The following is a 12,866-nucleotide window of genomic DNA, read 5'->3' as shown; positions in this document are numbered from 1 at the left end:
ATAATTGGCCTAACCACAATATAATAAATACCCAACAAAACAGAATTTTTTCGATAAGGCGTGTGTTTTTTGAGGTAACTCATTACTAACAAGCGATATTCAATTGAATTGCTATCGATAATTTAAGGAAGCTGTTGAATGTTTTCTGTTAAATAAGCAATTCTACTCGCCATTCCTTCGATAATAGCATCTTTACATTTATCTTTAATTTTTAGAGGTAAATCACGTAAAGCATCTTGATCTATACAAAGTATAATTGAGTCATCCACCGCTTTTGCTGATGCGCTTTTACGACTTTTATTGATAAAGCTACTTTCACCAATAAATTCTCCGACAGAAATATAACCCACTATATTATCGGTATTGTTTTTTGTAATAGCTATTTTACCCGATAATACAATATAAAAATTACTATTATGATCATCTTCAGTTTGCACAAACTTATCTTTATAACATTTGTAGCAAGCTGACGAGTTTAATAACAACTCGCGCTCTTGAAGCGTTAATCGTTTAAAAAAATTAATACGCGCAACAATTTCTAATAACTTTAAACGTGATATGTTTTTTAAGGGTAACATTAGCTCACATCTTGATGTAACAGGGCTTTAACCGCAAGTAAATCAACGAGCTTTTCATCAACCTTTAAATAAGCCACCGCATTATTACTTTCTTTATCGCCCATTTTAGCTTCATTTTGAACAAGTGTTGCTTCAATAATACCCGGCATACTAATCAAAATTTCAGAAATTTCTTCTACTTTTTCGGCAGTTTTAATATTAGTGATAAAACTAAAATTTTTAGATTTTTTAAGCTTCTGCATACCAAAGCTAACGGCTAACCAAATCAAGCTAAGTAGCGCCATAACTAAAAATATACTTTGTTCGCCATAACGACTCGCCACTAAACCACCAATAATACCACCAGCAAAAGCCCCTAAGAATTGACTGCTAGAATAAATCCCCATAGCACTACCTTTCACACCCGCTGGGGCAAGTCGAGATAAAATAGAAGGCATCGTTGCTTCTAAATAATTAAAAGCAGTGAAGAAAAGTACCACTGAAAAAACTAAACTCCAAAGCCCTGTAGGTAACAACCATAGTAAAAATAGCGCAACACTTAACAAAGCAACAGCGCCACTAAACATAGGCTTCTCCTGTTCTTTTTTCATGGCGATAATCATAAAGGGTACCATCAAAAAGAAAGAGCCTAGCAAGGTTGGTAAGTATAATTGCCAATGATTTTCTAGGGCTAAGCCACTGGCAACAAACTGCTTAGGTAAAGTGACAAAACAGGCTGTTAACGACATATGTAAAATAAATACCCCCCAGTTCAAACGTGACAACTGTGGGTTTTTAATTAACTTAGATATTTGTTCAGGTAAAGCAACATTATCACCACGAGGGGCTTTACTCACAGAATAAGGCACCATAAATTGGATCATCAACATAGCTAAAATAGTTAAAAAACCGGTAAACCAAAACAAGCCACTTAAACCAAAAGCATCTGCCACTATAGGCCCCAAAATCATTGCAAAAGTGAAAGACAACCCGATAAACATACCAATTGTCGCCATTACTTTAGGCCGCTGTTCTTCTCGGCTTAAATCCGCAGCTAAGGCAAGAATGGCACTTGCAATAGCGCCCATACCTTGAATTGCTCGGCCAATAACAACGCCATAAATAGTAGTAGATAAAGCAGCAATAACACTGCCAATAAGAAACACCACCAGGCCCGCTAATATCACAGGTTTTCGGCCATATTTATCTGATAACATACCCATTGGTATTTGAAATAATGCTTGCGTTAAACCATAAGCGCCAATAGCAAGACCTAACCATAATGGACTATAACCTGCTAACTGTTCACCATAAATAGCAAACACCGGCAAAATCATAAATAGCCCTAACATACGCACACCAAAAACACTGGCAAGTGAGAATGCAGCTCTTTTCTCAATACGGTTTAAACCTGAAACGCTCATGAAAATGTTTACCTAATAGGAAATAAAGGAAGAAATAAAAAACTGTAGTAGTTTAGCACGCTATTATCAGCAAAAAAACACTCGCTGAGACTACGCCTATTAAGAGTAAAAATAAAGTTTATATTAGTCAATATCGCTCTATACATCATTATGCTGAACTTAAAGCCACCATCTGAACTGGATTCATAATTTAAACCATGACACTGATCCCTCAATAAGATTCCGTATTAAGTAAACTACGCAATGACAACTTATTTATCACGCTGAACTTGATTTAAAATCTCACACGTTGCACTGCTCCTAAAATGCAACCGTATTAAGTGATCTACGCAATGACAGCTTATTTGTCAATCACCTGTCTATACTCAGACATATCTTCCTAAACAAGATCTAGAAGAATCACAAAATAAAAGCGTTTAATAACTGAACATCATTTTTCTTTATGTCCCTCTTTATGCCATAATGTTTCGCTGTAATTTTGACTATAAATTAATAGATAAAAAATGAAAAGTATTGAAGTAAGAGGCGCACGTACCCACAACCTAAAAAACATTAACTTAACTATCCCTCGTGATAAATTAGTGGTTATTACTGGGCTTTCCGGCTCAGGAAAATCATCACTGGCTTTCGATACTTTATACGCTGAAGGTCAACGTCGTTATGTTGAATCTTTGTCAGCCTATGCACGCCAGTTTTTATCGTTAATGGAAAAACCCGATGTCGATCACATTGAAGGTTTATCGCCAGCTATTTCTATTGAGCAAAAATCAACGTCACATAACCCCCGTTCTACAGTGGGTACCATCACTGAAATTTATGATTATTTACGTTTATTATATGCACGTGTGGGTGAACCGCGCTGTCCTACGCACAAACAACCTTTAGCAGCCCAAACCGTTTCCCAAATGGTAGATAGTGTTTTAGCACTTGAAGAAGGTACTAAAGTGATGTTGCTGGCGCCGGTATTGCAAGATCGTAAAGGTGAGCATGTTAAATTACTCGATAACCTAGCTGCACAAGGATTTATCCGTGCTCGAATTGATGGAGAAGTCTGTGACTTATCAGATCCGCCAACATTAGAGCTCCAGAAAAAACATACCATTGAAGTGGTGGTTGATCGTTTAAAAGTACGTCCAGATATTCAGTTACGCTTATCAGAATCGTTTGAAACAACACTTGCGTTAACATCCGGTACGGCAAAAATAGCCTTTATGGATGAGCCAGATAAAGAAGAGTTATTATTTTCAGCTAACTTTGCCTGTCCACATTGTGGTTATAGCATGCAAGAGCTGGAGCCGAGATTATTCTCCTTTAATAACCCTGCCGGTGCTTGCCAAACATGTGATGGCCTAGGTATAGAACAATTTTTTGATAGCAGCCGCATAATAGCAAACGAAGACTTAAGCCTTGCCGGTGGCGCTATACGTGGTTGGGATAAACGTAACTTTTATTATTTCCAAATGTTACAGGCCTTAGCTGAACACTATGATTTTTCAATCGACAAACCTTTTAAAACGTTAACCGAAGATTCCCGTAAAGCAATACTGTACGGTAGTGGTAAACAAGAAATTGAATTCAAATATATGAATGACCGTGGCGATGTAGTGCTACGTAAACATCCATTTGAAGGGATTATTAACAATATGCAACGCCGCTATAAAGAAACAGAGTCGAATGCGGTACGTGATGAGTTATCAAAGTATTTAAATAGTCAACATTGTCCTGACTGTAACGGAAGCCGTTTACGTTTAGAAGCTCGTAATGTTTTTATTGCTGATACCCCACTAACGGTTGTTGCTGAATATGCTATTGCTGATGCTCTTGAGTTTTTTCAAAATTTAAAATTAACAGGACAAAAAGAGCAAGTTGCAGAAAAGATTTTAAAAGAAATTAATGAACGTTTGGGCTTTTTGGTGAATGTTGGACTAAATTATTTAAATTTATCTCGCGGTGCAAATACTCTTTCAGGTGGAGAAGCACAACGTATTCGTTTAGCAAGCCAAATTGGTGCTGGCTTGGTTGGCGTAATGTATGTGCTCGACGAACCTTCAATTGGTTTACATCAACGAGACAACGAACGCTTATTAAGCACACTTATTCACTTACGCGATTTAGGTAATACAGTCATCGTTGTCGAACACGACGAAGATGCCATTCGTGCTGCCGACTTTGTCATCGATATCGGCCCTGGTGCTGGTGTTCATGGTGGAGAGATTATCGCTCAAGGTACGGTAGATGACATTTTAAAATGTAAGGACTCACTTACCGGTAAGTACCTATCTGGTGTTGAGTGTATTGAAATCCCTAAAAAGCGCCATCCATTTGATAAGAAAAATGTCATTACACTAAAAGGTGCTAGCGGCAACAATTTAAAAAATGTTGATTTAGTGATCCCTAACGGACTGTTAACTTGTATTACTGGCGTTTCGGGATCAGGGAAGTCGACTCTCATTAACGATACTTTATACAAACTCGCTCATATTGAACTTAACGGTGCAACGCTCGATGAACCTGCCCCATATAAATCTATTAAGGGATTAGAGCATCTTGATAAAGTTATTGAGATTGATCAAAGCCCAATTGGTAGAACACCTCGCTCAAACCCTGCCACTTATACTGGTATATTTACTGCTATACGCGATATTTTTGCTGCGACACAAGAGTCTCGTTCTCGAGGATACAAATCAGGTCGTTTTAGCTTTAATGTTAAAGGCGGCCGTTGTGAAGCTTGCCAAGGTGATGGGCTAATTAAAGTAGAAATGCACTTTTTACCTGATGTTTATGTACCTTGTGATGTATGTAAAAGCATGCGTTATAACAGAGAAACACTAGAAGTCTTATATAAAGGTAAAAATATTCATGAAGTCTTAGACATGACAATTGAAGATGCTTTTGAGTTTTTCAATGCTATTCCAGCGATAAAACGTAAACTTAACACCTTACTTGATGTTGGTTTAGGTTATATAAAACTCGGGCAATCAGCAACAACACTTTCAGGTGGTGAGGCACAACGCGTTAAATTATCTAAAGAGCTATCGAAACGAGGCACAGGACAAACATTATATATATTGGATGAACCAACAACCGGTCTACACTTTCATGATATAAAGCAATTAATGCAGGTAATTCATCGCTTACGCGATGATGGTAATACTATTGTCGTGATAGAACATAATCTTGATGTGATTAAAACCGCTGATTGGATTGTCGATTTAGGTCCTGAAGGTGGTTCAGGTGGTGGTGAAATATTAGTAACCGGTACGCCAGAACAAGTAGCACAACATGAAGGTTCACATACTGCTCGCTTTTTAAAACCCTTATTAAGTTAACAATTAATACTTTTAAAAATACCCAATAGTCAAAGAAGGACGATAGTTTCCGCCCTCCTTTGACTATTGCTACACTATGCTAAATAATTTAAACCAATGAAATTAATGAAAATATCTTAAATCAAGTTCAAGCTAAATAACAAAAAATAAGCTTAAACCTTTCTTGCTAAATCAAAATTTACATAAAGAAAAACATCACGACAATCCCTAGGCTATTAAAGAGTATATGAATTGCAATGCTGTAACTAACATTGCCGGTTTTATAACGAGTAAAAGCTAATACTAATCCAAGCAGAAGTATGATGAAAAAAGTAATCATATTGTCATACTGAGTATGAATAATAGTGAAAATAATCGAGGTTGCAATCAATGCCCCCGTGTTACCTAACTTGGTTTGCGCTATTTTACTGTAAAGCCAACCGCGAAAAATCAACTCTTCCATAACAGGAACAACGAAACACACAGTAACTATCACTAATATAACGGCTATCACACTGTCACTGGCAGCTTTTACATCCAGCATAAACTGCTCAATGGGTACATTAAGCCAATCACCTACTAATGAAGACACTCCCCAGAACATAAAACCTACACCTAACCACATAAACAAATTTTTAGCTATTACAGGCTTTAGTGCCCAAAAATCAAAGCGTTCTCGCCAATTACTCGCCTGAGTTGCTGCGTTCAATAATGGTATAGTCATAATCGGTGCAATTAGCGTCATCACTAACAAAGTCAATACAGAAGTCATCTTGGCATCAATAGCTTCGTCACTAAAACCAGCATCTTGAACCCCGTAAAAAATTCCTAAGCCCAAAAACATCAATATTTGAGGGACAAAAAGTAATACAGCTAACCACAACAGTACTTTAATTAGACTTGAATTAGGCTTAACAGTTTCTACATCAGTTTTTTCAGTAAGAGTGTCCATATCTAGAGGCATGTTAACGATTCCTTTTTAATTTATTCATTCCATTTGATATCGAACTATTTATTTTAGAAAAGATTAAAATTTTACTCACATTTAAATATTCGACAGAATAAAGATAGCAAAATAAAATAATCTCATCCATCTTCCCAATAACTATTAAGAACACTCTTAACCCATTGATTCAATAAATAGGCATACCTTACAATACACAACTAACAAATACAGGTGCTTCATCATGATAATTAAAAACTCTGCACGCTTAAGCTTCCGCCTTATGGAATCACAAGATGCACAATTGTTATGGCAACTAGATCAAGATCCAGAAGTTATGCATTTTCTTAATGGTGGACAACCTACTAGCATGACAAGCATTAACGAGGTTTTTATACCACGTATGAATGCTTATAGAGATTCAGAAAAAGGCTTTGGTCTTTGGCACGTTTCTGACAAAAATAGTCGAGAATATTTTGGCTGGATATTAGCCAGGCCAATGGATTTCTTTAGCGATAAACCTGACTTAGCTGATATTGAATTGGGTTGGCGTTTTTTCAAAAAAACATGGGGGAAAGGTTATGCGACTGAAGCAGCTATAGCCATTAAAAATTCCTTAGCTACACAGGCTAATATACAGTCTTTTTCAGCTTTAGCTTTGGAAGATAATATCGCCTCTATAGCAGTGATGAAAAAAATGGGTATGTGCTTTAAAAAAAAATACGATCATCACACCCCTTTGGGCAACTTTATCGCTGTACACTACCAAATGGCGATAAAATAGCTTACTCTGGTATTTATCATAATAACGATAAGGGCTAAGCTACTGAAAACTTCAACTAATAATCAATATATGGAAAAAAATTATCCCAATATTTTAATTTATTTACTCGCCTTTACCAGCGGCTTCTCAATCATGGGTATAGAGTTGTTAGGTGGCAGAATTTTAGCACCATTTTTTGGTAGTTCGGTGCATATTTGGGGCAGTATTATTACCGTCTTTATGCTGAGCTTATCCTTAGGTTATTTACTTGGAGGTAAGCTTTCAACACGCTCTCCTTCACTTTCAATATATGGCCAAATCTTCTTTATTGCGGCCATCATGGTGTTACCTATTGCCTTGTTTGGTCAATGGTTAATGGAAACTGTTTTTCTCAATGTAGAAGATTCTCGTTACGGCTCTTTATTAGCATCTATGGTACTCTTTTTTATCCCCACGGTTATCCTTGGTATGCTATCCCCTTACTCTGTACGTCTGTTAGTCACCAACTCTGATGAAAGTGGTCAGGTGGCGGGCAAGCTTTATTTTGTATCAACCTTAGGTAGCGCATTAGGTACTATTGTTACCTCTTTCTACCTAATTTTATGGTTTGATATTAACACCATTATTTATAGCTTTAGCGGTATTCTTGCGAGCTTAGGTTTATTGGCTATTCTTGTCCATAAATTACAGCCATCAACTAAAATTGAGAACAATTATGCTTAAATCTATTACTTCATTGCTATTATTAGGATTATTAATGACTAGCACCTTAGTTAAAGCAGAAGTCATACACCAAGAGCGCTCGCTTTATCGTAATATTTTGGTCGAAGATAATAACGATTTACGCTGTTTAAAATTTAATACCAGAAGCACGCAAACTCAACAAAGTTGTTTTTTAAAAAGCCAACCTGATCACCTAGTCTTTAATTATACTAAATTATTAATGGCGAGCTTATTGTTTAATACTCAGCCAAAGCGCATTTTAATTGTTGGCTTAGGTGGAGGTACTATGTCAAACACGTTGGCACAACTTTACCCGCAAAGTGAAATTAATAATATAGAAATTGATCCCGCTGTAATCAAAGTAGCACGTGATTATTTTGGCTTTTTAGAGAGTAACAAAATAAAAACTTATGCCCAAGACGGCCGTATTTTTATTAAACGTGCCCTACTCAAAAAAGAAAGTTATGACTGGATAATTCTTGATGCTTTTAACGGTGACTATATTCCTGAACATTTAATGACAAAGGAATTTTTACAGGAGGCTAAGGCATTATTAAGCGATAACGGCATATTAAGCGCCAATACTTTTTCATTAAGTAAACTTTACGCTCATGAATCTGCAACTTATAAAGCTGTGTTCGGTGATTTTTATCAAGTCACCAATAATGCTAATTCAAATCGCATTATTGTGGTAAGTAAAAATGGCTTTTCTAACAATCGTATTAACAATAGCCTAAATAAACAGAATATCGACAAACTTGATAAAACCTTATCCTACTATGGCGTTGATATTCCATTACTTTATCGAAAAATGATCAATACTAAAAATAATCAAGACTGGCCAAATGATACACGAGTACTCACCGATCAATTCTCTCCTGCCAATTTATTAAATGTAAAGTAGCTATAAAACTAGCCGAAAGTCTAATTGGTTTATTTTGTCGACACTTCTATAGTGTCGGTATAAATAAAAACTTACGTAGGACAGATCATGAACTTTGCAGACCAACAAGAAGAGGCAGTTAAATCAACAAAAGCTTACTGGGAAAAGCAATCAAGGCTTGTTTCTTGGTTTACAAACCCCAAAACAATATTGTCGACAAATGATAATGACTGGACTGATTGGTTTGCCGATGGAGAACTTAACACTAGTTACCTTGCCCTTGATTACCACGTAGAGCAAGGTCGTGGCGATCAAGTGGCCCTTATTTATGACTCTCCTGTAACAAAGACTAAACAAAAATTCACTTACTCAGAGCTAACAGAGCTAGTTGCAAAATTTGCCAGTGTACTGCAAAGTCAACAGGTAAAAAAAGGCGACCGTGTTCTTATTTATATGCCAATGATTCCTCAAGCGGCTATTGCAATGCTCGCTTGCGCCAGAATTGGTGCTATTCACTCTGTGGTATTTGGTGGCTTTGCCGCAAAAGAGTTAGCAGTACGAATTGACGATGCAGAGCCCAAAGTCGTTGTAAGTGCTAGCTGTGGTATTGAAATTGAGAAAGTAATACCTTACAAACCCCTGCTTGATAAGGCGATTGAACTAGCACAACATAAGCCAAGTAGTTGTATTATTTACCAAAGAGAACAGTTAAGTGCACCAATGATTGCTGAACGCGACTATAATTGGCAGACACTTATGGAAACTGCAAACGCCATTGCACCTGTAAAACTTAAAAGCACTGATCCTCTCTATATCCTTTATACGTCTGGCACCACTGGTAAGCCTAAGGGTGTTGTTAGAGATAATGGCGGGCATGCCGTTGCTATGCTTTACAGTATGAAAAATATTTACGGCATGAACACCGGAGATACCTTCTGGGCTGCTTCAGATGTTGGTTGGGTTGTTGGTCATTCATATATTGTCTATGCCCCATTAATGGCTGGTTGTAGCACCATTTTATATGAAGGAAAACCAATTAAAACACCTGATGCAGGAGCTTTTTGGCGTGTCTGTGAAGAATACAAAGTTAATGCTCTGTTTAGTGCGCCAACTGCATTTCGTGCTATTGCTAAAGAAGATCCTGATGGCGCATTAATGAATGACTATGATTTATCACATTTACAGCGCCTCTACCTTGCTGGAGAACGCCTCGACCCTGCAACTTACCATTGGTTAAGCGATAAATCTCAGCTACCTGTCATTGACCACTGGTGGCAAACAGAAACAGGTTGGGCAATCGCTAGTACACCATTTACTGATGAAAGCTGCACCGAATTAATGCCAACAAAAGCAGGCTCCGCTGGCTTTCCTGTACCAGGGTTTAATGTTGAAATTTTAGATGTTTACGGCAAAGCACTTCATGCAAATCAACAAGGTACTGTCGCAATAAAACTGCCAATGCCACCGGGTTGTTTAGCTGCTATATATCAAGATGAAGAGCGTTTTAAATCAAGCTACTTATCAACCCACCCTGGTTATTATGTTACTGGCGATGGTGGCTATATCGATGAGTCAGGTTATTTATTTATTATGGGCCGAACAGATGATGTCATTAATGTTGCTGGACATCGCTTATCCACAGGGGAAATGGAAGAGGTTTTGTCTAGTCATAATGCTGTCGCTGAATGTGCCGTTATCGGTATTAATGATGCATTAAAAGGGCAAGTACCTTTTGGCCTAGTCGTTATCAAAAATGGCATCGAAGAAAGTGATGATAGTTTATGTGCTTCACTAAAAGATAAAGTCCGAGCAGAAATAGGCGCTATTGCATCTTTAAAAGGATTGATCATTGTTGAGCGCCTGCCAAAAACACGCTCAGGAAAAATATTGCGTAAAACCCTAAGACAAATGATTGATGGACAAGCAATAGATATCCCATCAACCATTGATGATCCACAAGTATTAGATGAACTATCATCAAGACTAATAGGTATTGGAAATTAGTTGTTAATATCGGTAGCTTAAAGCTAAATAAAATTGATTACTTACCCATCTAGCGGCCAAAGCTTGTGACTAAAAATAAGTTTAATATCCAGCCAGGTGGGTAAGTCATTTAATAAATAAAACAACACCCACTTCCAAAAATGAAAACTTAATACTAGCTTTCATGCTGTGCGTCATTTCAATAATAATAGTCTATCGCCTAAAAATAGCAGTCCATACTTAGGCAATAGCCTATGATGAAAGTGAGTTATAAAAACATACCTTTTTGAGCAGATCTGCTTATATCACACCTTTCATTTAAAAATATCGTTGTAAAACCTTTAAACTTATCCTTACATTAATAAGTAACCCAACCATCACAAATAGAAATCATTTGCATTAATATTTGACCTTGTAATTAATAACTGCAATAAATATTTTAGTCTACTATGCAAATTTCACCGCCTTCTCATAGCCCTTCAGCTACTCAGCTGCTAGAACAAAAAATTCGTACTGGCACAGAGCCTGATAATATTATGTTACTAAAACTATGGTTAAGTATTGGCCAAAGTGACAACTTATCAACTAAGCTATTACGCGAGCGATATACTGCACAATTCTATTTATTGTTAGAAACTATAGTCGATGATTTAGTACCATGCCATTGGCGCTGCACATGCCTAGACAATATTTATCTTCCTCTTAGCTCACTGAAAAAAATAGCGAGTGATAATAAATCGGAGCAACATCTACAATACCTATTTAATGAACTGGCTATTTCTACATATTATGTAGAAAAAAGCCTATCTTCTTATTAACAATGGAGTCACCATGGAAAAGTTTCGTATTGAAAAAGATAGTATGGGAGAGCTACAAGTTCCTGAAAATGCACTATACGCCGCCCAAACACAACGTGCGATTAATAACTTCCCTATCAGCGGTCAGCAAATGCCGAAAGCGTTTGTGAAGGCACTATTACTTGCAAAATATTCGGCAGCAAAGGCAAATGGTGAATTAAAACAGATACCTCTACCAATGAGCGATGCAGTTTGCCAAGCCGTTGATACACTATTAGCTGAAAATTTTATGCAACACTTCCCTGTTGATATATTCCAAACAGGCTCTGGTACTAGCTCAAATATGAATGCAAATGAAGTGTTAGCTACACTAGCCACGAGGAACTTGGGTGACGATGTAGGTGCAAATGATCATATTAATTATGGACAAAGTAGTAACGATATTATTCCAACAACCATTCATATTAGTGCCGCGCTGGAAGTAGAAAATGAACTATTACCAGCATTGTGCTATTTACGTGATGCAATTAATAATAAGGCCGATGAAGTCAGCCACTTTATTAAAACTGGTCGTACGCATTTAATGGATGCAATGCCAGTAAGCATGGCACAAACCCTTCATGCATGGGCAGATCAAATACAGCAAAATATTGAACATATTCAAAGAATTCAACCTAGCTTACAAACATTAGCACAAGGTGGTACAGCAGTAGGAACAGGCATTAACGCGCACCCTGAATTTGCGACCACTTTTAATAACGCTTTATCAAAGAAAACGGGGATTAAGTTCAAACCTGCAAAAAATTTCTTTACTCATATCGGCTCACAAGATATTGCGGTAACACTGTCTGGCCAATTAAAAGCTATCGCAGTAACTATGATGAAAATTGCTAATGATTTACGTTGGATGAACTCAGGCCCCTTAGCTGGTTTAGGAGAAATAGAGCTAGAAGCATTACAACCAGGGTCATCAATCATGCCTGGTAAAGTTAATCCTGTTATTCCAGAAGCTGCAACTATGGTAGCTGCACAAGTGATAGGTAATGACACCACGGTCACAATAGCTGGGCAGTCAGGTAACTTTGAACTGAATGTTATGCTACCCCTTGTTGCCAAAAACCTCTTAGAAAGCATAGAGCTACTCAGCAATATTAGCCGTTTGATGGCAGATAAGGCGATAACTACCTTTAGAGTGAATGAGACAAAACTTTCAGAAGCGCTTGCTCGCAACCCCATTCTGGTTACAGCATTAAATCCAATTATAGGTTATTTGAAAGCGGCTGAAATTGCCAAGCTGGCCTATAAAGAAGGACGACCAATTATTGATGTTGCGGCTGAAAATACAGAGCTAAGTCGTGACGAACTAACTCGCCTGTTAGACCCTGCTAATTTAACGAAAGGTGGTATTCAAGGTTAATTTATACAGGAATGATCTAAGCGACTCATAAATAATGATAAAAAGACCTAACATTTACCTGTTGGGTC

The 12,866-nt window shown here is 37.3% G+C and carries 10 protein-coding genes; 7 read left to right on the top strand and 3 right to left on the bottom strand.

What is annotated here, in order from left to right:
• Window positions 1-122: 122 nt before the first annotated feature.
• Together KO509_RS15705 and KO509_RS15700 are read right to left on the bottom strand one after the other, a co-directional pair.
• Window positions 123-578, bottom strand: a complete 456-nt coding sequence (locus KO509_RS15705; RefSeq protein WP_215974211.1) for a cyclic nucleotide-binding domain-containing protein — start codon at window positions 576-578, stop codon at window positions 123-125.
• Window positions 578-1,981 (bottom strand): MFS transporter, encoded by a 1,404-nt coding sequence (locus KO509_RS15700; protein ID WP_215974210.1) that lies wholly within the window; start codon window positions 1,979-1,981, stop codon window positions 578-580. Before KO509_RS15700 ends, KO509_RS15705 begins: the two co-directional genes overlap by 1 nt.
• A gap of 503 nt (window positions 1,982-2,484) precedes the next feature.
• Between KO509_RS15700 and uvrA the strand changes: the two genes are divergently transcribed.
• The gene (uvrA, locus tag KO509_RS15695) at window positions 2,485-5,310 is read left to right on the top strand and encodes an excinuclease ABC subunit UvrA (protein WP_215974209.1); all 2,826 of its coding nucleotides are present in this window, start codon (window positions 2,485-2,487) and stop codon (window positions 5,308-5,310) included.
• A 178-nt stretch (window positions 5,311-5,488) separates the two neighbouring features.
• Here the strand turns inward: uvrA and KO509_RS15690 are convergent, their stop codons facing one another.
• The gene (locus KO509_RS15690; RefSeq protein ID WP_215974208.1) at window positions 5,489-6,253 is read right to left on the bottom strand and encodes a CPBP family intramembrane glutamic endopeptidase; all 765 of its coding nucleotides are present in this window, start codon (window positions 6,251-6,253) and stop codon (window positions 5,489-5,491) included.
• 223 nt (window positions 6,254-6,476) lie between these two features.
• Between KO509_RS15690 and KO509_RS15685 the strand changes: the two genes are divergently transcribed.
• The 6 genes from KO509_RS15685 (at window position 6,477) to KO509_RS15660 (ending at window position 12,798) form a co-directional block, all read left to right on the top strand.
• The gene (locus KO509_RS15685; protein WP_215974207.1) at window positions 6,477-7,016 is read left to right on the top strand and encodes a GNAT family N-acetyltransferase; all 540 of its coding nucleotides are present in this window, start codon (window positions 6,477-6,479) and stop codon (window positions 7,014-7,016) included.
• A gap of 69 nt (window positions 7,017-7,085) precedes the next feature.
• Window positions 7,086-7,718 (top strand): fused MFS/spermidine synthase, encoded by a 633-nt coding sequence (locus KO509_RS15680; protein ID WP_215974206.1) that lies wholly within the window; start codon window positions 7,086-7,088, stop codon window positions 7,716-7,718.
• A gap of 34 nt (window positions 7,719-7,752) precedes the next feature.
• Window positions 7,753-8,622 (top strand): fused MFS/spermidine synthase, encoded by an 870-nt coding sequence (locus tag KO509_RS15675; RefSeq protein WP_252727643.1) that lies wholly within the window; start codon window positions 7,753-7,755, stop codon window positions 8,620-8,622.
• Between the two features lie 87 nt (window positions 8,623-8,709).
• Window positions 8,710-10,605 carry a propionyl-CoA synthetase gene (locus KO509_RS15670; protein WP_215974204.1) on the top strand — a complete coding sequence of 632 codons (1,896 nt, stop codon included), beginning with the start codon at window positions 8,710-8,712 and terminating at the stop codon, window positions 10,603-10,605.
• A gap of 428 nt (window positions 10,606-11,033) precedes the next feature.
• On the top strand, window positions 11,034-11,402 hold the full coding sequence (locus KO509_RS15665) for a hypothetical protein (protein ID WP_215974203.1): 369 nt from the start codon (window positions 11,034-11,036) through the stop codon (window positions 11,400-11,402).
• A gap of 13 nt (window positions 11,403-11,415) precedes the next feature.
• A complete protein-coding gene (locus KO509_RS15660; RefSeq protein ID WP_215974202.1) occupies window positions 11,416-12,798 on the top strand; it encodes a class II fumarate hydratase in 1,383 nt (460 codons plus the stop codon).
• Window positions 12,799-12,866 lie beyond the last annotated feature (68 nt).

Origin of the sequence: Colwellia sp. C2M11, assembly GCF_018860915.1 — a bacterium.
Lineage (GTDB): Bacteria > Pseudomonadota > Gammaproteobacteria > Enterobacterales > Alteromonadaceae > Colwellia.
This window is presented reverse-complemented; position numbering and strand designations above follow the sequence as displayed.